This window comes from Puia sp. (assembly GCF_036500295.1).
Classification (GTDB): domain Bacteria; phylum Bacteroidota; class Bacteroidia; order Chitinophagales; family Chitinophagaceae; genus Puia.
The window spans coordinates 25,408-51,374 of record NZ_DASYCH010000044.1 but is presented as its reverse complement, the minus strand read 5'-3'; the positions used below and the strand labels follow the sequence as shown (position 1 = coordinate 51,374).

At 57.0% G+C, this 25,967-nt stretch carries 14 protein-coding genes; 1 reads left to right on the top strand and 13 read right to left on the bottom strand.

Features of this window, described 5'->3' with window-relative positions:
• The 11 genes from VGM48_RS09290 to VGM48_RS09240 all read right to left on the bottom strand — a co-directional run.
• Nucleotides 1-582, bottom strand: a 582-nt coding sequence (locus tag VGM48_RS09290; protein WP_331578311.1) for a sugar-binding domain-containing protein, incomplete at its 3' end; no start/stop codon positions are given.
• Nucleotides 579-3,758 (bottom strand): beta-L-arabinofuranosidase domain-containing protein, encoded by a 3,180-nt coding sequence (locus tag VGM48_RS09285; RefSeq protein WP_331578309.1) that lies wholly within the window; start codon nt 3,756-3,758, stop codon nt 579-581. The genes VGM48_RS09290 and VGM48_RS09285, both read right to left, overlap by 4 nt.
• Entirely contained in the window at nt 3,755-5,569 is a 1,815-nt protein-coding gene (locus VGM48_RS09280; RefSeq protein WP_331578307.1) for a six-hairpin glycosidase, read from the bottom strand. Before VGM48_RS09280 ends, VGM48_RS09285 begins: the two co-directional genes overlap by 4 nt.
• A gap of 1 nt (nt 5,570) precedes the next feature.
• Nucleotides 5,571-6,311, bottom strand: coding sequence for an SGNH/GDSL hydrolase family protein (locus VGM48_RS09275; RefSeq protein ID WP_331578305.1), 741 nt, complete (start codon nt 6,309-6,311; stop codon nt 5,571-5,573).
• Nucleotides 6,283-7,215, bottom strand: coding sequence for a glycoside hydrolase family 43 protein (locus VGM48_RS09270; RefSeq protein WP_331578303.1), 933 nt, complete (start codon nt 7,213-7,215; stop codon nt 6,283-6,285). The genes VGM48_RS09275 and VGM48_RS09270 overlap by 29 nt, the downstream gene beginning before the upstream one ends.
• The gene (locus VGM48_RS09265; protein ID WP_331578301.1) at nt 7,212-8,534 is read right to left on the bottom strand and encodes a glycoside hydrolase family 140 protein; all 1,323 of its coding nucleotides are present in this window, start codon (nt 8,532-8,534) and stop codon (nt 7,212-7,214) included. Before VGM48_RS09265 ends, VGM48_RS09270 begins: the two co-directional genes overlap by 4 nt.
• 3 nt (nt 8,535-8,537) lie before the next feature.
• Complete coding sequence (locus tag VGM48_RS09260) at nt 8,538-11,627, bottom strand: DUF6298 domain-containing protein (RefSeq protein WP_331578299.1); 3,090 nt, start codon at nt 11,625-11,627, stop codon at nt 8,538-8,540.
• Nucleotides 11,624-13,267 (bottom strand): polysaccharide lyase, encoded by a 1,644-nt coding sequence (locus VGM48_RS09255; RefSeq protein ID WP_331578297.1) that lies wholly within the window; start codon nt 13,265-13,267, stop codon nt 11,624-11,626. Before VGM48_RS09255 ends, VGM48_RS09260 begins: the two co-directional genes overlap by 4 nt.
• A gap of 20 nt (nt 13,268-13,287) precedes the next feature.
• Entirely contained in the window at nt 13,288-15,108 is a 1,821-nt protein-coding gene (locus VGM48_RS09250; RefSeq protein ID WP_331578295.1) for a RagB/SusD family nutrient uptake outer membrane protein, read from the bottom strand.
• An 18-nt stretch (nt 15,109-15,126) separates the two neighbouring features.
• Entirely contained in the window at nt 15,127-18,354 is a 3,228-nt protein-coding gene (locus VGM48_RS09245; protein ID WP_331578293.1) for a SusC/RagA family TonB-linked outer membrane protein, read from the bottom strand.
• A gap of 57 nt (nt 18,355-18,411) precedes the next feature.
• Nucleotides 18,412-19,041, bottom strand: a complete 630-nt coding sequence (locus VGM48_RS09240) for a DUF3826 domain-containing protein (protein ID WP_331578291.1) — start codon at nt 19,039-19,041, stop codon at nt 18,412-18,414.
• 153 nt (nt 19,042-19,194) lie between these two features.
• Here VGM48_RS09240 and VGM48_RS09235 point away from each other — a divergent pair, with 153 nt between their 5' ends.
• Complete coding sequence (locus VGM48_RS09235; RefSeq protein WP_331578289.1) at nt 19,195-19,764, top strand: DUF1579 domain-containing protein; 570 nt, start codon at nt 19,195-19,197, stop codon at nt 19,762-19,764.
• 19 nt (nt 19,765-19,783) lie between these two features.
• Here the strand turns inward: VGM48_RS09235 and VGM48_RS09230 are convergent, their stop codons facing one another.
• Nucleotides 19,784-22,213 (bottom strand): glycoside hydrolase family 2 TIM barrel-domain containing protein, encoded by a 2,430-nt coding sequence (locus VGM48_RS09230; protein ID WP_331578287.1) that lies wholly within the window; start codon nt 22,211-22,213, stop codon nt 19,784-19,786.
• Nucleotides 22,214-22,225: 12 nt separating this feature from the next.
• Nucleotides 22,226-25,963: a family 78 glycoside hydrolase catalytic domain gene (locus tag VGM48_RS09225; RefSeq protein WP_331578285.1), complete on the bottom strand. Its 3,738-nt coding sequence runs from the start codon at nt 25,961-25,963 to the stop codon at nt 22,226-22,228.
• Nucleotides 25,964-25,967 lie beyond the last annotated feature (4 nt).

The window sequence follows — 25,967 nt, the reverse complement described above, 5'->3', positions numbered from 1 at the left end:
GATGGCCTGGCCGGTGATATGCTGGGTGGGCATGGCTTCGAGATAGACGGGGCGGAAGATGCCGCCGAAGATCCAGAAATCGGCGTGGCGTTCGGCCATGTTGACCGACTTGTTTGTCGATTCTTTTGCCACGGTCACCTCGAGGAGGTTGGACGCGCCATAGCGGAGGAGACTGGAGATATTGTACCGGAATCGATAGAACGAGCCCTGGTGGGTGGCGCCTGCCGATTTGCCATTGATCTTTACTTCCGTATCGGTCATGCTGCCATCGAAGACGATATTAACAACATGGCCTTTCCAAGTGGAGGGGATGGTAAAATTATATTTATAAAGACCTTTCTCGTGTCCGCGGAGGGAGTCCTTGTCGAGACCGTAATTGTACGTGCCAAAGCCCTGCAGTTCCCAGTTGGAGGGCACGGGGATGGTGGTCCATTTGCCGGAATTCCTGCCTTCGGTGCAGAAGAATTTCCAATCCACTGTATGATCGTTGCCGGTGCCGGAGAGCCAGAGTTTTTGGGTCTCCTGTGCATGGGTGAGCAAGGGGGCGATGGCGATGAGTGCTATGGTGAGTATCCGGTTCATTTCGTTTCGTTGGTTGAAGCCCGGAACGGCATGGCGGGCAGGCCTTCTTTGTTGAATAAATTGGGTTGGGCGGCTTCGTTCCAGCCGAATCGGACGGCTGTGGGCTTAGCCCTGGCCGTTAGGGTGATCGTGTCGGGGCCGGTGATGGTTGCCGTTGCGGGAGTAAATTTACCGCTTTTGTCCGCAGTTTCGAACCAGTTAATGGGTTGGCCGTCGTGACTGACGAGGCCTGTACCGGTGTTGACGAATTTGAGCCGGATGGTCCGGCCTTTGACGGTCATGGATTGGAATTCGGGCGAGGCGGCGGTCCCCAGTGCGAGGAGGGCCAGCCGGTGGCCGACGGGTTGTTTGTCCCGCGGGTGAAGCTGCGACACGCTATCCACGAGATCGGTGGTCACGACGATGCCGGTGTGCGGAAGTTGCAGCGCTTTTTGCTGGGCTTCCCAGAAGGCCGGTTCGGTGTAGACGGAATGGGTGGTCTTCGAATATTCGTAGGGGGTGATCTGAACCAGGTAGAAAGGCGCGTTGGGTTCGGCCCAGAGGCTTCGCCAGCTATCGATCAGGCTGGTCATCTTTTTCGGATATGCGAGGGTGTCGCTGACGAAGCAGTTGGATTCGCCCTGGTACCAACAGAAACCCTTTATCGCGTAGGGGGCGAGGGGTTTGACGATCGTGGTGTAGAATTTTCCGGTATCGGGCAGCCAGGGTTCGATGCGGCTTCCGGGGATGGCATTGGAGATCACGCCGATCGGGACGTGGAGGTTCGCGTAGAGTTCCTTTGCGAAGAAGTAGGCGGGGGCGGAAAAGTCCCTTAACGGGGCGCCGGTGGCGGCATCCCAGGCATGACGGCTGCTTTGTTTGTAGTAGTCGTGGCGGACCAGAAAGATGCGGATGTTGGGGTTATCGGCCGAATCGATCTGTTTGAGCCTGCGCATGGGGTATTCCATATTGGATTGTCCGCTGCAGAGCCAGACTTCGCCGACGAGCACGTTGCGATAGCGGAGGGCGTCCTTCTCGCTGGTGATGGAAAGGATGGAAGGATGGGCGTCGGCTTCGAGCGGATCGAGGCGGAGCCGCCAGTGGCCGTTGTTGTCGGCGGTAGTCGTTTTTGTTTGGGTATTGAAGTGGACGGTTACGGCGGTGTTGGGTTTTGCATCGCCCCAAATGGGTACGGGGGCGTTGCGTTGCAGGACCATGTTATTCTCGAAAACATGCGGCATTTTGAGGGCGCCGGAACTGGCGGGTTCGCCTTTCAGCCAGATGGCATAGGTCCAGGCGGCGGCGTTGCTGTCGGGTTTGTGTGCGGGATCGCGGTACCATTTGCCGATATTGGCAAAGGGATAGACGGGAAGGGTCGCTTTTTCGCCGTCGGCTTTTATCAGCGTCAGTTCATAGGCGGGCCCGAGGATGTTGCTGTCGGGGGCCGGTAGCCGTTTTAATTGTGCGGCGTCGGTGAGCAGATAGCGGATGCTATCCATCCAGCCTTTATGGAAATCGGCGGTATCGCCTTTGTACCAGATATCGTCGACGGCATAGACGAGGGGGCCGCGGACGAGTGCATAGGGAGCGTCGTCATCGGGGCTTGTCTTATACGGTTTGCGGTCGGCTGTTCGTTGGTAGTGATCGTGCCGTATCCATTGGAGGGACATGGGGAGGGTGAGCGTGAGTTTGTCGCCCTTGCGCCAGGTGCGGGTGATGCGGGCATAGGAGCCGGGCTTTGCCTCGACGGGTTGGTCGTTGACCGTCAGGACCGGGTTTGTACACCAGGCCGGGATACGGATGTCGATGGTCGTTTTTGTGGGTGCGGCCGGGTTGACGAGGACGGTGATCGCGCCGGTTTCGGGGAAACCGGTTTGCTGGGTGATCGTGGTTTTGCCGATGGTGGTGGTAGAGGGGACGAATTGGTTTATGTAGATATTGTTGTTGGGTCCGGTGGCGTAGATGAAGCCGGGGAGCATGGAGAGGAGACGATCGCCGCTGCTCATGCAGCAGTCGGGTTCGCGGTAATAGCCTTTTGGGGTATAGCCGTTTGGCGGGGTAAAGTAATGATTGGCGTCGCCGTCGATGGTTTGTTCGGCGAAGACATTGTTCCACTGGATGCGTTCGATCGCGTCGGCGTACCTGGGATCCCCGGTGATATCGAGCAAGGCCTGTGAAAGCTGCATCCAGGACATGGTGGCGCAGGTTTCCATCATCTCGCCGGTGAGGGGTTTGACATAGTCGCGCTCGTAGTGTTCGCCGACGCTGACGCCGCCGGTGATATAGCGCTGGCGGGAGGCGATATCGTTCCAGGCGCCTTCGACCTTTTTCAGATAGGAACTGTCGCCGCTGACACGGTACATCCGCAGCAGGCCGAGGAAATTCATCTGAAAGGTATGCGCATGAACGTAAGGTTGGATCTTGTCGATGGGCAGGGTGCCGGCGGCGACCTTGTCGAGATTGGAATAGGCGTCCCAGCCGCTCCATTTGTCGATGCTGCCGACGACCCATTTGCACCAGTTGTAGTAGCGTTTGTCGCCGGAGAGCTGGTAGAGCCGCATCATCGGGTCGATGAGGAGGGTGCCTTCCCAGGAGTAGTGAATGCTATGGCCGGCGATGGCGGAGTGCATGGTGCCTTTTAGCGTCTTGCCTTTGTTCTCGGGGGCATGGGTTGGGGAGGGCCAGAATTCCGCTTTGCCGGGGCCGATATATCGGACGAAGTAGTCGCCGAGGTGTTTGGCGGCGGTGAGGGCTTTTGGGTCTTTCCATACTTCGTAGGCCGTCAATAGAGCGTGTTGGGTAAAATATAGTTCATAGGCGTCCATGCCGCCCAGGGGTTTTTCGGGGGTGCGTACTTTCTGGCTGGTGATGCCGATATAGCCGTCGGGGGCCTGGGTCTTGAGGATGCGTTGGTAGATCGTGTGAGCGGATGGTTCGCCGGAGAGGATCGCGGCTTCGAGCCATTTGCCGGGTTGTTCGCCCTGGCGCCAGTCCCAGCCGGTGAAGTCGCGCGTCTCCATGAGGCCGACATATTTGGCGATGTCGAAGGTTTTGAGATAATTGTCTTTGTTCTTTTCGATGCGGTTGCCGGCGAAGCCGCCGAGGTGGGTGACGGCGGTGGGAGATAGGGCGGACTCTTTTTGCGCGGCGGCGGAGAGCGTGAGGAAGACAGCTAATATGGTGAGACGCGTCATCATTGTTTTGTGGTCTTCAGATATTGGAGGGTGAATGAGGCTTCGGGGACTTTGTCGCCGGCATGGGGCTGATCGGAATCGGCTTCCGCGGGACTGTCCGGTGTCGGGAAGTGGCGGGTTTCGCCGGTGCGGAAGACGATGTGGCCAAGGCTTTCGACGGGGGCGAAGAAGAGTTGGGTGACGACATCTTTTCCGTCTACGTTTACGGTGTACATCCGGGTGTCGGTATTGAGGCTGACCTTTAGGGTATAGGTGGCGCCGGCCTTATAGCTGAGCATTTTCTTTATCCGGGCGCCGGCTTTTGTGATGAACGTGCCGTCGGGTTCGAAGCTGAGGCGAACGGCGGTGGCGTTGTGTTCATCCTGGAATTCGATCTGGAGTTGGCCGTGGTCGGCCTGGGCCGGGGTGATCGCGAATTGCGCAACCATCTTTTTCGCGACGGGGAAGACGCGTTCGGCCATCGCGTAATCGTAGGGATCGGCGTCTTTCAGTTCGAGGCCTTTGCCGGTGATCGTGACAGGCGCCCAGATGGGGCTGAAGGTGTTCCAGCGGGTGAATTCTTTTCCTTTGTCATCCACGTCGGCGGTGACCTTGTCGGTGACGGGGACGGGGATGGTGCTGACCCAGATGTCTTCCTTGTTCATACTATAGGTGATCCAGATGTTGCCGTCGGGGGGGATGCCGTTGCCTTCTTCGATGCCCCGGGTATATTGAGGGCCGTAGCTTTTGTAGTTACCGCCATAGCGGGCGGTGGAGATCTCGCCGTTGACGAGTAAGAGATTGGTATAGTCGAGGCCATCCTTGCTGGTGGAGATGGCGAGGGGCCAGCGGAATTCGGAGGGGTTGTAGATGGTGACGTAGTTGCCGTCGGAGGTGCGTTGCCCCCAGATCTTGGCATTGGCGGTCACGATATGGGGAGCGCGGATGACGCGGGTCCAGGTGCGCCCCTGGTCCTTGCTGGTTGCCGTGAGGCCGTTTTTCCAGAGGCCGATGGCGTGCCCGTTTGGAAGATGGTAGAAGTTGAAGGCCTTATAGTCTTTCTGCAGGGGGATGAGGGGGTCATGGCGGTCGGTCTCTTCCACCCATTGCATCATCATGAGCGGGGTGGCCATGAGTTCGTTGCAATCGGCGATGAACCCTTTGTCCTTGCTGGTGGTATAGAAAGGAAAGGTGGTGTTCTTTTCATTCCAGGCGGGGTTATAGTGGATGAAATAGATGGGGCCGTAGCTGCCGTCGGGTTTTACCTCGCGGACGACGCGGCCGATGCCTTTGCCGTCGTTAGGATCATCGTGGGGGTCGAGGCAGATGCCATAGAAACCCAGTACGAGAAGGCGGTTGTGTTTTGATACATAGAAACCCATGCGTTGGTGCATGACGGCGTAAAGATCTTTTGCCACGCCGGGGTGGCCTTCTTTTGTCGTACCGTCGGGGATCTTGTAGGGAGGAAAGATGACGACGGGTTTTGACCAGGTGTAGCCGTTGGGCGATGTGGTCAAAAGGGTTTGGCCGGGAGGGACGCTCTCCCCTACCCTGTCGCTGAGATATTCGAGATAGAATTTATTATTCCAGTATGCGAGCATGGGCGCATGGTTGTAGGTGTAGCCGGAGCCTTCTGCGAGTTCGGGGTGTTCCCGGTTGGCGCGGAGTACCTGTATGCTGTGGACGCCGACGGCTGGGGCCAGCTGCCCGTGGTGGTAGTCAGGGTTCGAGAGGGTATGACCCGTATAGTGGACGAGTTCGGCGGCAGCGCTATCCTGCGCTTGCGCATTGGCGAATGTTATCAGGAGAATGAGATGGATGATCGCGCGTTTCATGTTATCCTTTTACGGTTTGCAACCAGGCTTCCGCCATCAGGCGGGCGCCGGCGAGGGTCGGGTGGACGCCGTCTGCGGTCCAGTAGGAACCGGGAGCCGATTTTTGTGCCTTGTCATAGACCTCCTGGTAGGGAATGAAGGCGGCGCCAAAGGATTCGGCTATTTCGCGGGCGGCCTGACGGTATTCGTTGAATACGGGATACCATTTGTCGTCGACGGCTTTTACGCCGATGACTGCATAAGGTTCGCCGATGATGAGCTTTACTTCGGGCAGCTTTTGTTTTGTGCGGTCGAGGAGCGTCTTATAGTCGTCGCGATAGGTTTTTATGGTACCGGTATAGCCGTTGACGAGGGTGTGCCAGAAATCGTTCACCCCGACGAGGATGCTGAGTACCGTCGGTTTGAGATCGAGACAATCCGACTGCCAGCGATCGGCTAATTGGTAGACCTTATTTCCGCTGACGCCTTTGTTGTAGACCTTCAGGTTTTTTCCGGGATAGCGGGAGAGCAGATCGGCGGCGGCGAGGACGGGATAGCCTGCGCCGAGGGCGGCGGGGCTGTTTGGGTTGTTGTCATCTTTCTTCCGGTGAGCGTCGGTGATGCTGTCGCCCTGGAAGAGGATGACGTCGTCGTTGGAGAGGGAGATCCGTTTTGATGACGCGACGGTGATCCCGGGCAGGTTTACGGCGAGAAGGCTTCCCAGGGAGGCCGTTTTAATGAAGGTCCTGCGGTTTGTGCTCATGTTTTAATCTTTTTATGGTGCGTTTATCCGTCATGACGATGGTGCCATGTTTATGTCCGACGGGGACGGAGACCTCGTTGGAGACGTCTGTAAAGGTCTTGAAATCGGTGGTTTTTACCGCACCGTACCGTTTTGCGCGGTAGCTATCGAAATAGACGAGATAGTCGTGCTTTATTTTCGCGACGGTGGGGCCTTCGGTGAATTCCGGGGTGAACGCCTTTGAGTCGTCGTGCCAGGGACCCGCGGCGCTCGCGCCGAATGCGACCTTTATATTCCGCTGCAGGCGCGTATTGTCTTTGAAAACGAGTACGAAATCTTTTGGTCCGCGCTGGACGACGGTGGCATCGATGACGCTATAGCCGGGGTCGAAATAGAGGCGGCTCGGGGTGAAGGTTTTGAAATCCTTTGTGGTGGTGCAATAGAGGCGATGGTTATTCTTCTCATCTTCCTGGCCCTTCGGAAAACGGAAGGGGATGGTCGTCGCCCAGACGATGATGAACCGGGCGCTGTCCTTCTGGTAAAAGATCTCCGGGGCCCAGACGTTGAAGGCCTCCGGTTCGTGCTCCATGACGGGGACATACTGTTGTTCGCTCCAGTGGATGAGATCTTTTGAGGAGGCGTAGCCGAAGCCTTTGTCACCGTTCCACCCGCTTGTCCAGACGAGGCGCCAGGTGCCATCGGGGCCCTGGGCCATGGAAGGGTCGCGCATCAGCTTTTTCTCGCCGATCGCCGGCTTTAGCCAGGAGCCGCCGAGATCGGTCCAGTGATAGCCGTCATTGCTGGTGAGAAAATACAGGCCGTCGACGGCGGGTTCGCGGAAGGACGTGAAAAGATAGACGTCTTTTGCCGGTCTGCAGGAGGCCAGAAGGACCAGGGTTGTTATGATCAGCGACGTCTTCTTCATTTTTCTGTTGTATCAAGAATGAGAACCCAGTCATTGCCGGGGTGTGGTTCCCCGGGGGGATCGAACGTCGGGGAAGTTACGGTACCGATGGCGATCGTTTCGCCGGTGCGGGGATTATACCAGGAACCTTTTTGCTGTTTGGCGAAGGGGTTGATCCGGAAGCTACGGCCGGTATAGGTGTAGATAAACGCATAGTCCTTGCCGCGGGTGGCGAGGATATAGTCATACCGTGTACCCTGATCGGCGATGAGGGATTGGTCGGGGATGCGGCTGAAGTAGGGGCGGGAGAGCATCAGCTTTTTCAGATGGATCATCTGGCCGGCGCCGGGGTCGTTGATGGCTTGAAACCAGGGGGTTCTTGCGCCGTAGGCGCTGCCTTTGTCCGTTGGCCGCAGCATTTGCATGACGGAATTGTCGCCATAGGTGAACCCGCAGGCGCCGGCGAATACGGACCAGTAGGCATAGCGCCGTACGTCATCAGCGGTCCAGCGGGGCTGGGTGGTATCGTGCAGACCATGGGGGATCTGTTCGTAGGACGGTTCGGCGTCGAGGACGGGTCGGATGGGTGTGCGTTTGTAGTCCGCCTCGATATACCGCCAGTTGTCTTCCCCGTAGCGGGGGTCGTCGCGCGAGGTGTCCTGCTGGTAGCTGCGGTGACCGGATTGCACGCTGTTGAAATCCAGCCAGGGCTGTTGTTCGAACCAGAAGGACGAGGAGGCGCGGCCGCGGGGATGGAAGGTGATCAGGTGGTTGGGGTCCTCGGATCTTAATGTCGTTCCGATGGTGTTCCAGACGGCTTCGTAGTCGGAGCCTTTGATGTCGCCGCCATTCATCCAGATGATATTCGGCTTGTCCCTGTAGCGGTGTGCAAGGAAGGTTGCGTAGGCTTTTGCCTGAGCCGGCGTCGTCTTCGCGGCTTTTACCACCCCGCCCCAGACGGGGACGAGGGCGAGATAGATGCCTTTTTCGGCGGCTTTATTAACGACATAGTCGAGATGTTGCCAATAGGCCTCTCCCGGGGTAGCCAGGTTTTTGTTGCGGAGGGCGGAGTCGCCATATACATCGGTGTCTGTGAGTCCATGGACCAGCATGACCTGGATGACGTTGAAGCCTTTTTTATGCCGGTCTTCGAGGTATTTGCCGGTTTGTTCGCGGGTTAGTCTTGTGAGCAGGAGCCAACCCGTATCGCCCAGCCAGAAAAAGGGTTCGCCTTTTTCCGTTTGGAAGAAATGTTTGTCCGGGGAAACGCGCAGGCGGGATGGATCCGGCTGGGCGGTGGTGAGAACGAGTAAGGATAATATGCAAAGACCGGTGCGCATAGTCTATTGTTTCTCCAGCCAAAAGATGGTTGTTCCTTGTGATTCGAGGGTGGTGGTTCGACCGCCTTTTATTTTCGTGGTTTTTGGTTCGGTTTGGCCGGTGGGGTGGATCCGGTGTACGCGGTAGGCGCCGGGGGCCAGGTCGATGGGGGTGTTGCCGGTAGCGTAAAGGATATAGCCGTTTGCGCCTTGCAGCAGGTAGGGTTTTTCCGCGGGTTGCATAGCCTCGGCGGCTGAGAGGAAGCGGGCGTCGCTGATGACCGGAATATTTGCGAGTGATCCGCCGGCCATGAAGACGGCCCAGCCGAAGTTCTCTCCTTCGGCGGAGTAGATGACCGCTTTTGCGGGATATTTTGTCCTGTACTCTTTTACCGCGCGGTAGACCTGTTCGAAGGAAGGCCGTTTGGGTTTCAGCAGGCGTTCGTGTTGGCGGGGCGCCAGGCTTTGGCCGCCCAGGGGGGCATAGGTCTTCCCGTCCTCCTGGTTGTACCAGTAGCGGATATCGATGATGTCGACGGTGGCGGCGCGGGCGGGATCGGCGAGGATCGCGTCCTGTACGTCTTTTGTCGTGCTGAGGGCGATGAGTTCTCTTCTTCCTTTTTCTGCTTCCCACTGGCGGATCACGTCGAGCCAGAATTGGGTGAAGTGAAGCGGGCCTGTGTATTCGGCGCTGATCAGCTGGATGACCCCGGTGTTGTCCGCGAAATTATCGAGGCATTGCCGGATAAAGGCGCGATGAAGGTCGTGCCGGGCGGGGTTGGCGGTGTCGTAGAACTGCTCGGCGAGGAAGACGCGTTTGTCGCCGGCGTAGGGGGTGGGTTCCGGGAAGCCGGTGTTGTTGATGTTGTTCGCCGGCCGCCAGGGGAAGTCGGCGTTGTGGGCGCCGGCTTCGATGATGTTGTGTTGAAAATAATTTTGATGGAGGAGCACCATTCCTTTTGCGTCGGCGAGGTCCGCGAAATGTTTGAGGCGGTCCCAATACCAGGGGTTGTATTTTGTCAGGTCGTATTTGCTGAGACCGTCCCAGGCAGTATCCTTGCCGCTGCGTTTAAAGGGCAGTTCGTAAAAGGGCGGCCATACGTCGCCGTCGGCCCGGCGGATGCGTTCGTGGTCGTCGCGGCGGCGATCGTACCAGAGACCATAGTTATGATCCAGTGCGACGACATGTTTGTTGCGCATGGTGTCGGTGAGGGCGTCGAGGTCGTCTGTCAGTCCCGTTCCCGTGCGACCGGGCACCCAGCGGGTGATGGCGGGTTTGGCTTCTGCAACGCCGTAGGGGCGCACGGTACCCATCCACCAGGGTTCTTCGTAGCGGCGGCCGGTCTGGACGGTGTTGCCGCGGACGAGCCAGCCATTTACGGTCTGTAAAGGTGCGGCCTTCGTGGCGGCGGGGGGGGCCTTAGGGTTGAGCTTATCGATCGAAGGAGCATTGCCTGCTTCGACGGGGATGGGGTCACGCTGAGCGGCCTCGTCGATCCAGGCTGTCAGTTGGATTCGGGGTTTTACCGACCATTCCGTGAGAGCCTTTGCCTGTGCGACGGTTGGGCTGCTGGATGCTTCGTTCTCGACCGGAAGGATATCCCCGCGTTTGGCGGCTTCGGCGCCGAGGCGCTCGGCCAGCTGGGCGTAGAAAAAGCTGCGGGGCTGGATGGTCGAGTTGGATTCGGACCAGTAGCCGTCACCGCCGAATTGGGCCCAGGAGCCATAGGACCAGTTTTCTGCGCCGGGTGGGCGGTAGCAGTTGATCCGGGCTGCGGTACAGTTCCAAAACATACTGTTGGCGGCGCACCAGCCAGCGCCTTGCCCATCCTGTTCGCGGTTGGCATAGCTTAGCGTTTGGGCGTCGATGTTGACGACATCGAAGAGGATGCCGGAGGCCCAGCTGTCGATCGCGCCGCTGAGGCTATAGGGATAATAAGATTGACATTGGACGAATGCGTTGGGGCCGGGGGCGCAGAAGCCTACGGCGAAATCGTGGAAGGCCCGTTCGGAGTATAGCCGCTGGAAGAGCGTCTGTCCGCCTTCGGTGAGGAAGGCGTTGCGGCGTTGGCCGCCGATCTCGGAGATGGGCGCCAGATATTTACAATCCTGAACGGTAATGCGGCTTGCGGTGCGAAGAACATATACGGCGGAACCGGCGAAATGCTGGACGATGACCTGGCGCACCCAGGCGTCACGGGTGTTTTCGATGGTGATGGCCATCCAGCTATGGGCTTCGTCTTTTGGATTTTGGCGGTCATAGTCGGAAACGCAGCGGAGATTTTCTACGCCTACCTGTTCGATCCGGCCCGGCCATTGATAGGCGGCTACCCGCCCGCCGCCATAGGCTGTATCCAGCGCCGTGGTAATGGGGGCGTCGATGGTGACGCCGTCGCCGTCGATGGCGGTAATGGTCCGATCCCAATAGACATCGCGTTGTCCGGGTTTCCAGCCGAGGGCGGAGATGCCGCCGCCGAAGGTTTCCATGCCGAGTTTTTTTATCCAGGCTTCCGTCGAAGGGCGGTGGATGAGAAGATGATCGCCCGGATGAAAGGGGTTGGAACCGGCAAGCCGGAAGTGGCGGGAGTTGACGGGAACATAGGTGTCGGCGATGGTGATCTCTTTTTCCGTGTGCCGGTCGTTATCGCCGACGATGCGGATGAGGGTGCGTCGATCGTGGCCTGTGGCGCGAAGGAGGGTGCCCCGGTCGTCCATGCCGCTTCCGCGGAGAATGACGCCGCTGTGGCGGAGGAAGAGGGTGCCGCTTATTTCAAAGACGCCTTTTTCGAGGAGTACGGCGCCGCGGATGCCATTCTTGCCGGCGGGGAGGCCGGCTACATAGTCGAGCGCGGCCTGGACCCGAAACGTCGCGTCACCGTCCTTTTGTGGCACGGTGACGCGAATGGGTACGTCGGGTATCGAAGTATCGCCACCTTTGTAGCCGCTGTAGGAGAAGTCCGGGATACGATCCCCTTTCTCATCAGGAGTATAGATGAGATGTCCTCCTTTAGCGGCCACGGGAGATGGCGGCTCGGGTGGCTTCTGCTTTTTCTGTGCTACGGACCAAAAGGGCAGCAACGTCGCTGCGAATACAATTGCTAGTGATCGCATCATTTTATGGGCTTTTCGCCTTTTTGCGCCAGAGTATTGAGCCAGACCTCGATGTTGCTGTATCCGCTTCCGTCTTTTGCGGGTTTTGCGGAGTCATTCGGATCTTTTGGGTTGAGGCCGTGGCTGGTCTCGTATGCGTCGGGCAGTCCGTCGTTGTCGGAATCCTTGTAGGGCTTGCCCTGGTAGTTGGGGTAGCCGCCTACTTCAAACACCTCTGTGACGATCCCGAGCTTATAGGAATCTTTGGGCAATTTACGAACATGAAACTGAGGAAGCGTATCCGTGTTCACCTCTTTGTAGGCTATTTTTCCCGTCCGAACCTGTTCCACTACGCGGGTGTCGACGGCGTCGCGGTGCGGCAGGGTAGCGCCCACGTTGGCGAGGACGAACTGGTAGGCCTTTTCGGTGGGCATGATCGTCACTGCGGGCATGGGGAAGGGCTTGTCGACCTTCATATAGTCTTTGTAGACGCCGGCATCTTTTTCTTCCTGCACCTGAACGCCACCGTTCCAGTTGTCTTTGGTGATCTCGGGATAACCGTCCATGATGTTCCCGTTGACATAGGCGCGGCCGAAGTGGAGTTCTTTCAGCTTGCTGCGCCCTGTTTCGGGTTTCAGGATGCGATGGCCCACGTTCTCATTTTTGGGGGTGACGGGACCGGGTTTGAAATAATTGTTGATGATGTTATAGAGGCTGGTGTAATCGCCGCCGTCCATGCTGCGATGATGCCAGTTGAAGACGACGTTGTTGACGAAGTTGAACACGCCGTTCCAGCCAACCGAGGGATTGCGGCCCGTGTTATCGGCCCAGAGGTTGCGGACGAGCATGCAGTTCTCACCGCCCATCGTCGTGCCGAAGGCATGATTCCAGGTGTCGAGGGATTCGGCGGAGATACAGTTCTGGATGGTGATGTTCACGGTTCCGAGTTTTTCCTCCTTGGAGCCGTCGCCCGGGTCGAACATATGGCGATACATGGAAAAGTTCTCGTCGAGGCCCCAGGAAGTGGATGTATGGTCCACGATGACGTTGCCTACGGGATTCCCGCCGAGGGCGTCGTCGCGGCGACCTACGTTGGTCTCACCACGGCGAAAGCGCATATAGCGAATGACCACGTCGTGGGTATTGACCCAGAAGGATTCGCCGGCTACGCAGATGCCGTCGCCGGGGGCCGATTGCCCTTCGATGGTGATATAGGGCGCCCGGAGGATGATCGGGCTATGCAGATGGATGATCCCTGCGACATTGAAAACCACGATCCGGGCTCCGCCTTGTTCCACTGCCCAGCGAAGGGTGCCGGGGCCGCTGTCTTCGAGGCTGGTGACGACCAGGACCCGGCCGCCATGACCGCCGAAGGTATGCGCTCCCCCACCCTGTGCACCGGGGAAGGCGAGGATGGGTGACTGGGGAAGGTCGGTTGGCCGGGCGGCCCAGGGGACATAGGGCTTCCCGTGTTTTGCGTCGTTATCGACGATGGGCCAGGCCACCTTCCAGGCGGAGTCACTCCGGCGGTAGGATTCTTTCATCAGAGCTTCCGATTGTGCTTTTACGTCGTCAGGAATCGTCGGGTACTGAGCAGCCGCCGGCCGGGAGATGCCAAGCGAAACAGCGGCAAAAGTCACAATCTGAAAGAGTTTGTTCTTCATGTTTTATTCTTTAGTGCGAATTATTTGGTCGGATCGAAGGTTCCCATGCCGCCCGCGAACACCCAGCCGATGGTCTGTTGCATTGCCGGCTGCTTGCTGATATTGCTGGACGGGATGGCATAGGCATAGTAGGTCGGCAGGAAGTTGATCACGCTCTCATTGGTGATGGGAATTATCGTATGGGTAAAATACTTGATGTAATCCGGACCGTTCACGTCGATGGTATCGACCGGTGCGACGCCGGTTACAGAATTCAATTTTTCCATATCGCTGAGCTTATACGAGGACTTGAAAGCCACCACCATTTGCTGGCGATAGCTGCCATTCAATTTGTCGAAGGTACGGGTCCGGCGAAGATCGTCGTAACGCTTTCCTTCGAAGGCGAATTCCACCTGACGCTCATTGAGGATGGCGGTTTCCATCTGGTCCTGGCTCATGGCGGCCTGTAAACCATAGAGGCCGTCGCTGTTGGCGGAGATGCCTGCTCTTTTCCGGAGGGTTTCCATCAGCATATATGCCTGTCCCTGGTTCCCGGTCATATTTGCACACTCGGCCAGGTTCAACAGGACCTCGGCATAGCGCAGTTCTACCCAGAACGTTTTGCCGAACTGCGAGTTTGTTGCAGACTGGGTCGTGTCGATGCTCTTGCGGTCATAGAACCCTGTGGCCGTGAGGTGGCTTTTATCCACGGTGATGCCGGTATACATCCATTGTTTGCGCCCCGGGGTGTTACTCAGGCCGTAGATCGCGCCATTGTAAACAATTGTGGCATAGAACCGGGGATCGCGGTTCTTCCAGTAATAGACGGAGTCGTATTTAATTTTATGGATATCGCCGGAATCTTTCGTGACGGCGAAACCATCCTTCATCGGGAAGGCCTGTACCAGGTTCCAGGTGGGGTTGTTGGTTGTGCCGCCGCTGCCTGCCGACTGGGAGAAGGGACGGGTTACGTTGTCATACCCTTCAAACTGGAAATTGGCATTGACTCCGTTGTAGGGGCGGAAAATAATCGGCTCGTGGTCGGCGGCATTGCCGGCGTCGAGGGCGATGCGGGAGAAATTCGAATAAAGCGCATAGCCATCCATCGTGCAGGTATCATAGGCGTGCTGAGCGGCTGTATAGGCGCGTTGCCAACGTGTCTGATCGTTTTGGGGGTTGAATTGGGGGCTTGCCCAGGTAAGCAGAACTCTCGCCTTGAAGGCCAGTGCCGCGCCGCGGGTGATCCGGCCGAAATCCGTTGCCGGCCAGGAGGCCGGGAGGATGGAGCATTGATCCAGTTCGGACGCGATGCTATCGATACATGCCGAGGTAGGGTTGCGGGGAAGGTTGAGGGAATCCGTGGCCCAGTCGAAGGGCTGGGTGATATAGGGAATGCCGCCGTAGTACTTCAGCAGATCGAAGTAGACATAGGCGCGAAGGAAGTGCGCCTGGGCTTTGATCTTCACGGTTTGGGCGGGTTGCAATCCATACTTGTCGATATTGGCGAAGAGGATGTTGATCCGGCGCATGTAGGGATAGGCGCCGGCCGAACCCGAAGCAAAGAAATCGGTGACCGATTCGCTGGTGAGTTTTCCCTGCAGGATCGCCGTGGTGCCTCCGTTGCTTTCGTCGCTGGTGTTATGGAACGCCGAAGGAAAGGTATTGGCATTTGCGTTTGCCGGCCAAACAGGCATGACTATCTGATACAGGTTGTTCAGGTAGAGATTCGCCTGGACTGTATCGGACCAGACCTCGGCGCTCGGGAGGCCGTTGAAATTTACCTTCTCGAGAATGTGTTTGGTGCAGGAGTTGCCCGCAAGGGCCATCAACACAATGAATATATAGGCAATCGTCTTTTTCATTTTCGTGCTTTTTAAATGCTATAAGTTTACGTTCAATCCGAAGGTCCATGTGCGCAGGATCGGGTAGTCTGTTATCTCGCCCGAACGGGGATCCCGATAGGGGGTTGGGCTAACGATCGTCCAGAGGTTCATTCCCGTCAGGTAAAGCCGCGCATCGGGGATCTTGTATTTACCGATGAAGCTTTTTGGCAGCGACCAGGAGATCTGGAGATTATTGACGTACACATAGGTGCTGCTGCGCAGCCAGAAGGTGGATGACTGATTGGCCAGCGGCGCGTAGATGGCCGGCAGGAGCGCATCGGTCTTCCAGGCCGTATAGGAATGCTTCCACATATCCAATCCGGCGGCGTCCTTTGTGGGTGGAGTGATATCCACTTTTGGCAAGACCTCCTTACCGCCAAGACTCATCGCGATGTTTGTCGAGACCCGCAAACTCTTCCATTGGGCGCCGAGGATGTAGCCGATATTGGCGGCCGCATTGGAGTGTTTTGCGATCTGGGTCTGGTCGTTGGCGTCGATGATGCCGTCGCCATTCACGTCGACGAAGTTGAGATCGCCGGGACGGAGCGAATCGCCATTGATCGTCCAACCCGGATGTTTTGCATACCAGGCGTTGACGGCGTCCTGCGAGCGAACGATCCCCGAGGATTTGTACCCGCTGATGCCGAGGTCGGTGGGTTTACCGATCGGATATTTATAACCCGTATCCGTACCGGAGCTATAGTAAGTCCTGATGACCTTGTTGTTGCCGTTGATGGAGAAGCCGAAGTTGACCGTTGCAAAGACCGACCAGTCTTTATTGATCCGGCCGTTATACCCTACCTGGAACTCATCGCCCCAGGAGTTGAGGATGCCGTAGTTGAAGTTGGCGATGCTCCCTCCGTAGGTATTGGGAACCGAGGAGGTGGGGATATCGAGCATATCGTACTGATGTTTGTACCAGAGATCGACTGAGAAATGGAACTTGCGGTTGGCGAAGGTCCCGTCGAAGCCGAGGTCTTTCATAAGCGCCCGTTCCCAGGTGATGTCCGGATTGGGCGTCGTAGTGGTCTGGAGGCCGTTGGCCGCATATTGTCCCGTGGTGCCGAACAGGTAACCGATGGGATTTGAGGCGGTGTACTGCTGGGCCCAGGAGAAGGAAGAGGTTGCGTCGTTACCGGTGAGGCCTACGTTGAGGCGGACCTTGAAGTCATTGATGCCCGGGGCAAATTTTTGCCACCAGTCTTCATTCGAAGCCAGCCAGCCCACGGACACGGAGGGGAAGAAGCCCCATTGGTGTTCCGTCGGGAATTGCGGCGAGGCGTCATCGCGGAAGGCCGCCTGGAGCATGTACTTTTCATTAAAGGTATAGGACAGGCGACCGAGGTAACTGGCCCGGCCGGTGGAGGTCTGATATCCTTCGGCATCCCAGTTGGCGCTGTTCGCGGAGTAGGCAAAGTACTGGTCGACACCCGGGATCACCTGTTGCTGGCGATAGGTCTTGAGAAATTGTCCTTCCGTCTGGGATTGTTCCGCGTAAAGGGCGATATCGAGGTTATGCTTGCCGAAGATCCGGGCAAATTCGATGCCTTCCGTTGCCTGCCAGTTCTTTGAATTGTTGTAGACCTCGGCCAGTTGATCGCTGTTGGTGACCTTTGTAACCGAGGATACCGTATCGAAATACATTACGTTCTGGGTGCTGGTAGGGGTGTTGATACCGCCTGCAGTCTTATTGGTGTGTACCCCGGGAGATTTGAAGTTATATGCGTTATAGGGAACAAACCACTGTTTGCTGAAGTCGTTGTAGGTATTCCGGCCGTACTGTCCATGGATGGACAATCCTTTTACAAACGGGATCTTATAGTTTGCCGAAAAATTGACGTTGAAGGTCTCGGAATTATCCTTTGTATAGGATCCGGACTGTTGAAAGGCAAGTGGATTGTATTTGGTCGCCGCGTAATAGAGGGGTCGACCGCCTGACGTTTCAGGGATAAAGCTGGGAGTGGTGAGCATGGTGCCGACATAACCATTCTCCTGATCGGATTGATCGGTCACCGAGATCCCTTTTGGAACCGGCTGATTGTTGTACCCTGTATTGTAACCCAGGACCACGTCAAGGGTGAGGTCATCGGTCACTTTGGCGTTAGCGCCCAGTTCGATGCCATATTTTTGGTGCGTGTCGTTCGGGAGGTTGCCGATCTCGTTATAATAATTGGCGCCGGCGAAGAGCGTGATCTTGTCCGAACCGCCGCTGACACTCAGGTTGTGCCGTTGGGCATAGCCGGGTTTCCAGCTTTTGTTGAACCACATGTTCCGCTGGTTGTGTGTTCTGAAGCGAATCGAATCCAGTTCCTGCTGGGTGTATATCTCGCTGGGGACGACTTTATAGGGATCGTAATTCTGCACCCAGTTGTTCAGGAGCAGGGCCTGATCATAGCCGTCGATCATCTTCGGCACTTTTGAGGCGTCTTCGTGGATGTAGGAACCGGAATAGCTGACGCGGGGTTTTCCGGGACGGCCTCTTTTGGTGGTGACGAGTACGACACCGTTCGCGCCCCGGGCGCCATAGATGGTTGCGGAAGCGTCTTTCAGGAAGGTGATACTTTCCACTTCGGAGGGATCGAGCAGGTCGAAGGCCGTTTTCCCGGTTGGGTCGGTCGATCCGGAAGAAGCGATGATCGGTACGAGACCGTCAATGACATATAAGGGGCTTGTCGAACCGCCGGTGGCGAAGGTCGTTGCACCGCGGATGGTCAGGTTGGTCGTGGCGCCGGGTTTACCCGAGGTTTGACTGACACCGACTCCCGGTATCGTATTGATCAGGGAAGTGGACATGTTCACCGCGGGGAGATCTTCCAGTTCTTTTCCCGAGACGACGGAAACGGCACCCAGGACGTTCGATCTTTTCTGGGTACCGTAACCCACGACGATGACGTCGTCCATGGATTTGTTGGTGGCGGACATATTTACCGTCAGGGGCGTGGTGGAATCGACCTTTACGCTCATGCTGCCGAATCCGATATAAGAGAAGGTGAGATACACCACTTTCATTCTTGCGGGAGGTGTAATGGCGAAGAAGCCATTGTTGTCGGTGATGACCGATGTCGACGTCCCTTTGACGTTGACGGTAACGCCCATCATCGGCTCCTTTGTGTCCTTATTATAGACATTTCCCGAGACGGACTTTTTTTGAGCATAGAGCATAGAGTGATGCAGAAACAAGAGCAGCAGAGCGAGGGAGTATCTCGCCATTCGTTGCAATGTCATATGGCATTTAGTTTTAGGAGAAAAATGAGCAATCATTATAATTGATAATAGAGAATACTACTTTTTCATGCTTATGCCCTGTGCAGAAAGATAGTTATTGATCCTACCCTTGTACTTTCCGAACCAGGCGTGTTTCTTTTCCGAGGACTCCGCATCCATCGCGTGTTCGCGGGCTTCGATCAACGCGGCGAGGATGTAGGCCTTTTGCGGGTCTGTCAGATTGGGCAGCATTTGCTGATAGGCGCGATAGGTGACTTCCACTACGCTATAGGTCATTCCATCTTTCACCTTATCGATCTTCTGCTGATCGAGTTCGGTTGCGAGTTTTTCGAGGTAGGCCGTGTGTAACTTTGCGACCCTTGTGTCTACGTCCTGCTGGATGATCTTCTTAACGGAGTCGACGATCGTTTTATCGGTTTGGTCTTTCAATTCTTTCAGCCGGGTGTCCCTGTCGGTGTAAACGGCGTTGAGGGCGCGGTACTGGCCTGCGACGATGGTCCTGACGCGGAGGAAGGCGGCGGAGTCGGGCAGGTTGAGAGCGGTTACGATCTTTCCGGCACGTTCGGTGATCACTCGTAAATAGGCGGTGTCTTCGTTTGAGGTTTGTGCAACTGTTTTGCCGGCGTAGGAGGGCGAAAAGGCGAATTGTAAAAGGGATATACCCAGTGCAAGCAAGCTAACCTTCATATGTCTTTACCGTTTAACTGTTGGAATTTAAAGGTACAGGCGGTGGGAAGGGGAAACAATGTAAGTTTTGATCGACTTGATGTCATATCTTACTATTTTTTGGGGGAGGAGTCGTTAAAAAGTCGTAGCTTGGAGTACACCAAAACCTTCGTTATGTACAAGCTAACCGTTGCTGCTGTGGCGCTTGCCGTCACGCTTCCATTCGCATCTTTTTCCCAGAATAACAGTGATGATATGAAGGCCATGATGGCCGCCGGGGCTCCGGGTGAGTCGCATCAGATGCTGGCCAAATCGGCCGGGACCTGGACGGCGACCGTCACTATGTGGATGCAGCCCGGGCAGCCACCGACCACCTCTACGGCCGAGGCCGTCAATGAGATGGTCCTGGGCGGCCGCTTTCTGAAATCGACCAACAAGGGCAATATGATGGGGATGCCCTTCGAGGGAGTCGGGTACACGGGCTATGACAATGTCAAGAAGCAGTTCGTAAATTCCTGGGTCGACAATATGGGTACGGGGATCATGACCATGGCCGGGACATGGGATGACGCCAGCAAGAGCATTACCTATACCGGCTCGATGGCCGACCCCATGACCGGAAAGGATACGCCCTTCCGCGAGGTGTGGAAGTTTGTGGATGATGACCACCAGGTGTTGGAGATGTACTATCCGATGGAGGGCAAGGAAGTTAAATCAATGGAGATCAAGTATGCCAGAAAGTAGCTAAGTCTGTTACACACACTTAGTTACTTTCTATTTCGAGGGTAGCCGGCTGGAGACCCGCGCCACTGACGTGGAGCGTGATCCGGCCGGCTTTCTTTTTGGACTGGACGATCGCCAGGCAGAGCCCGTTGAAGGCTTTATGACGGGTGCCCCGGAAGGATTCGAGGTCGGCCTGGTAGCCGTTGTCCAGCCCGGCGAGGGAGCCTTCGCCCGTGACGTTGACTGTCAATTGGGTATCGGCGTTCGGAACCAGGTTGCCTTGTGCATCGACGATGCGGATGCCTACAAAGGACAGGTCGGAGCCATCGGCATGGATCGTCTGGCGGTCGGCCATGAACTGGACACGGGCCGGAGCGCCGGCGGTGCGGACTTCGGCTTCGAGCACGGTTTTGCCATGGATGCGGGAGACGGCCTTGAGGACGCCCGGTTCGAAGGGCACATGCCATTGAACGTGTAACTCATCCCCTTCCTTTCGTTTTACGCCGAGACTGCGGTCGTTGAGGAACAGTTCCACTTCGGTGGCCTGGCTATAGTAGCACCAGACGTCGACGAGCTGACCGGGTTTCCAGTTCCAATGGGGGAAGAGATGGAGGACGGGTTTGGAACCCCATTCGGACTGATACATATAATAACTGTCCTTGGGAAAGCCGGCGAGATCGACGATGCCGAAATAGCTGCTGCGGGCCGGCCAGCGATAGGGCGTGGGTTCCCCGAGATAGTCAAAGCCTGCCCACACAAACATCCCGGAAACAAAGGGATTGCGTTTTACGATGCGCCAGGTCTCTTCGTGGGTAGACCCCCAATAGGCCGAGACATTATCATAAGCCGAGACGGTATAGTCGTGGTTGACGCCGACGGCGGGGATCTTTGCGGAGGTGGGCCAGCGGCGGATGCTGTCGGAGGGCATGTCGTAGTGGCCGCGGGTTTCCTCGGCCGAGGTGGTCTCGGTGGCGAGAAAAGGGTGACCGCCGTATTTCCGCTGTGCGGAGTCGTAGACCTTTTGGTTGTAGTTGAGTCCCATGACGTCGAGGACGCCGGCTTGCCAGATATTGTTCTCCAGGGTGTCGGGTTCGGTCATCGCGGAGGTGACGGGGCGGGTGGGATCGTTCTCTTTTACGATGGCGGTCAGTTCTTTTGTGAGGGTGATGCCGGAAGCATCGAATTGTTCCCTTATTTCGTTGCCGATGCTCCAGATAAAAACGGAGGGGTGGTTGCGGTCGCGGCGGACCTGGTCTGTGAGGTCGCGGCGATGCCAGGCGGCGAAGTCGAGGCTATAGTCGTATTTGTTCTTTTTCTTCTGCCACATATCGAAGGCCTCGTCCATGACGAGGAAGCCCAGTTCATCGCAAAGATCGAGGAATTCGGGGGCGGGGGGATTGTGGGAAGTTCGGATGGCGTTGCAGCCCATGTCTTTCAGGATGAGCAGTTGCCGGCGCATGGCGCTGGTATTGACGGCGGTGCCGAGAGCGCCGAGGTCGTTGTGGAGGCAGACGCCTTTTATCTTGAGATGACGGCCGTTGAGCAGAAATCCCTGCCACCCATTGAATTGAAACTGGCGGATACCGATGCGAGCCGTTTGGCGATCGACCGGTTTGTTCCCGATGAGCAGGCTGGTCTCGAGGGTGTAGAGATAGGGCCGGTCGGGGGACCAGGCCTGGGCCCTGGGTATCCAGAGATCCTGATGGACGGTGGCGAGCGTATCTTTTGCCGTATAAGGGAGGGTCACGGCGCCGACCTTGTTGTTATTGGCGTCGTAGACCACCTGCTGGAGGGTCGCTGTTTGGCCCGGTTGGATCGAGCGGAGGGTGGTCGCTATCTGCAGGCGGCTTTGTGTTTCGGTCATGGCGCCCGTAGACACGAGGGTTCCCCAGTGGTCGATGGTGATCGGAGCCGCGGGCTGGGTCTCGAGCCAGACATGGCGGTAGATGCCCGAGCCGGTATACCAGCGGGAGTTGGGCTGGGCGGAGTTGTCGACGCGAACGGCGAGGACGTTGTCGGCGCCTTTTTTCAGCCAGGGGGTCAGGTCATAGCGGAAGGAGATATAGCCGTTGGGACGTTTGCCCAGGAGGTGGCCGTTGATCCAGACCTCGCTGTTGCGATAGACGCCATCGAAGTCGATGTAGGTTTTGCTGGCCCCCGGCCGGGTGACGGGGAGTTTAAAGGTCTTGCGATACCAGCCGATGCCGGCGGGGAGGCCGCCTTCCTGCTGCCCGGTGTTGTTGTTCTGGCTGAATTCGCCTTCGATGCTCCAGTCATGGGGGAGGTCGAGGGTGCGCCAGGGTTTGTCGTTGAAGGTGATGGTGCTGGCGGCAGGGACGTCACCGAGGTGAAACTTCCAGCCGGCGTCGAAGTTCTGGCGTGGATGGATATTGTGCAGGGTCTCGGGGGTCTGGGGTGTCGTGGCAGGTGAAAGCAATAAACAAATGCCAGCAACAAGAAATATACGCATACTCGTTTTCTACTAAAAGGTTTTTGGGCTTTTTCCCTTATCGGTGGAGGTAGCTACAGCGATGCCGCGATTGCCTTTTTTGTCAACAGCACAATAGTAATGGTATATGATGCCTTTATAGTTAATGACAAAAGACTTGTGAGCAAATACTTCATCGTAGGGTTCAGACGGTTCAATCAGCGGGGGACCGGTCCAATCCGTCCAGTGTACCAAGTCATAGGAACAGGCGAAGCGGTTGAACGCGGCGTGTGTCCCTTTCCAGAAGGCCCCGAAATAGAACAGGACGTAAATATCGCCTATTTTTTGGATATACGGATCGCCGGTGATGCCGGTGAGATGATCGAGAATGGGATTTGAGCCATAACGGGTCCAGTGGATCATGTCATCGGAGACGGCCATGCCGATGCGTTCGCTGCCTCTTTTCCGGTCCAGGCTGTCGCCGTTGGCGTTATAGTAAAGGAGAAAGGGGTGCCCGGTGTGTTTTTGTTTGTCCCAGAGCGCCCAGCTTTTGTACATCGTATGATTGTCCCACCACGCAACATTTGTGTCTTTTGGGGATAGGATGGGATGGCCGAGTCGTTGCCATTCGTGGGGCGTCGCCGGGTTTTTGTCTGTGAAGGCCATGGAGATCGAGAGGGTGCCGGCTTCATAGCCGGTCGAGGTACCGCCGAAGTAGGGCATCCAGTATTTGCCGGCGTACTGCTGGAGCTTGTAGCTGCCGCCCCAGGTGGGGTCCTGGAGGGAGATGTAGCCGGCCTTTTGGTTTTCGTCCCAGGGCCGGGTGGCGGCGGTGCTGTCCGAGAAGGACATAATCCGGCCGGTGGTGGTCCAGTGGAGGAGGTCGGGGCTTTTGGCCAGCCAGGTCTCGTAGCCGCGGCCGTCGTAGATGATATAGCTCATAAACCAGCTGTCTCCTTTGCGGAAGACGGTGGGGCAGTCGAGCTTTTTGCTTTTGTCGGTGGGCACCATTACCAGGCCATATTTATAGGGCGTTTTTATCTTTTGGTAGATGGCGTCCATCGTTTTTTCGCTGACGGTGTTGCCGGTGGTCGCGCGGAAGTTATAGCTGCCGGAGCCCAGTTCGAATACCGCCCAGCTGGTGTCGCGCTTTATGAGCCGGAGGTCCCGCTGGCCGGCAATCCTTGTCCAGCCCTGGGTGATGACGGCTTCTTTCGATGCGGGGAGCCAGACGGTGGCGGTGGTGTTACCGGGGATGGTGACGTCGAGGTCGAAGGTGTTTTTGGCTTTTTTCCAGTGGGAGGAAATGAGGCCATAAGGGCTGTGGTAATCGGCGCCGGCCCATTGGATATCGCCGACGGGCTCGGGTTTTATGGTGCTGTGGTTTTCGCTGTCGAGGGCGTGGATGCCGGCGAGGCCTTCGTAGAACCATTCGAGGAGGTGGCCCAACATGAGATGGTCGTTGGAGACGGAGGGTAAGGCCTGCCAGGATTCGGTGAGGGCGGTGGCGCCTTTTGCCAGCTGGTAGCCGTAGCCGGGGACGTCGGTGCGGCTGTTCATCGCGAAGATCAGGTCGGGGCGATGTTTTTCGTCGAGGACCTTCAGGAGATAGCGGAAGCCGATGTCGCCGGCGGTGAGGCCGTTGTTGCGTTGCTGAAGATCTTTTACGATGTTGGCGAAGACGGCGGCCTGAGATTGTTGGGGGACGATGCCGGTATAGAGGGCCATGGCGTTGGCGGCCTGGCTGCCGCTGCCGATGTTACCCGTTTGCTTATCGAGGAACTTTTCGTTGAAGGCTTTTTTGAGGGTTTCGGCCTGTTGGCTGTAGGCCTTGCTTTTTTCGGGTTGGCCGAGGAGGGTGGCGGTCTGCGCCATGAGGGTGAGATCGTAATAGTAGATCGCGCTGGCGGTGATGCCTTGTGGAGTGTTTTGGGACAGGCCGGGATGCTTGGGGCCGAGGTCGTACCAATCGCCGAGACCTTGAAACAGGAGATGATCTTCGGTTTTGTTTTCCAGATAGGCGATATAGCGTTGCATCATCGGCCAGGCTTCTTTGAGGGCGGCTTTGTCGCCATACCATTGCCAGCAATACCAGGGAAGGATGATGGCGCTGCTCCCCCACTCTGGCGAGTCGCGGAAGGGTTTGCCGAAGACGACATACTCGGGGGCGATCTCGGGGATGAGGCCGCTGTCGGTCTGGGCGTCGATCATATCGCGGATGACCTTTCGATACAGCGAAGCGATATCATAGCCATAGCGCATGGAGTTGCCCATGAGATGGGCTTCTTCGAGCCAGCCGAGTTTTTCGCGGTGGGGGCAGTCGGTGAATACGCTGGCGAGATTGTTTTGGATGGCCCAATCGATCAGCGTGTCGATGCGCCGGAAGAGCAAGTCGCTGGTGTTGAATTTGCCGGTGCGTTCCATTGCGTTGCGGGTATGGAGACCTTCGAGCCGGCTGACGACGGGGAGGTTATCGGGATTTGGTTCGCCCGCGGGGACGGCGCCGTCGAGTTGGAGATAGCGGAAGCCGTAGTAGGTGAAGCGGGGTTGCCAGGATTCGGGCTGGCCGCCTTTCAGCGTATATTCCCAATAGTAAGGTTTGCCGGTGGCTTTTTGGTTGGCGCTATCGCCGGCCAGGAGTTCGGAGGGGGTTATCCGGATGGTGGCGCCGCTTTTGCCGGTGACGGTGAGGGTGGCGATGCCGGAGCTGTTCTGCCCGAGATCGTATATCCAGGAGCTGCGCCAGGGATCGGCAGGACCACCTTGTGCGACAGAGAGCCCGGCCCGTAAGGGGGCGCCCGGGACGATCCGTTTGGTAATGCTTTTGGGTGTGAAGTGTTCAAAAACTTTTAGCGGTTCGGCGGATTGGGCTTCGAGGAGTGGCGGGCCTTTTACGAGGATTGCGGGCTGATAGTTCGTGGGGTTCTCGCGGCGGGCGTCATAGTCTTCACCGCCGTAGATGCTGGAAAACGTGATGGGGCCGGGAGCGCACTGCCAGCTTTGATCCGTGAGGATGTTCTCCGTGCTGCCGTCCCGATATTCCAGGACGATCCGGGCGATGCATTTGGGGATGCCGTAGTTGGTGATCAGTTTGCGATATCGTTTGCGGGGGACGGTATAGAAGCCGTTGCCGAGAAGAACATCGAGTTTGTTGGCGCCTTGTTTTAACTGGGGTGTCAGATCGAGGGCGACATAGAGAGCCTTCTTCCTGTAGTCTACCCAGCCGGGATCGAGGAAGTGATCGCCGGTTTTTTCGTCGTTGACCCGGAGTTCGAAATGGCCGAGTCCGCTGATGAAGGCGGTGGCGCGGAGCAGGGGTTTTGTGACGGTGATCTCTTTTTTGAAGATGGGGAGCGTGGAATCCATGGCGATCCATTGTGCGCCCTGCCAGTCGGCCACATTTATCAGGCCCACCTGGAAGGAGTTGATGGCGCTGAGTTTGGAGCTGTCGTTGCGTTTTGCGTCGTATGCCCTAACGCGCCAGTAGTAGGTGTGGCCGGGGGTGAGGGCGGGGCCGTTATAGATGATGCCGATGCTGGTCGTGCCGGGTTGTTTTTGGGAATCCCAGAATAGGTTGGCGATCGTGTCTTTGTAGAGGACGAGCCGATAAGCGGACTGGGTCACGCCGTGATGCGAGGATTGGAGTTCCCAGCTGAGTCTTGGCGTTAGGGTGCCGATGCCGAGCGGATTGGTGCGGTATTCGGTTCGGAGATTCTGGATCTTGATCTCCTGGGCTTTGGCGCCGGACACGGATGCGAGGAAGAGGAGGGCAATCGGGATGAATCTGTTCATGGCT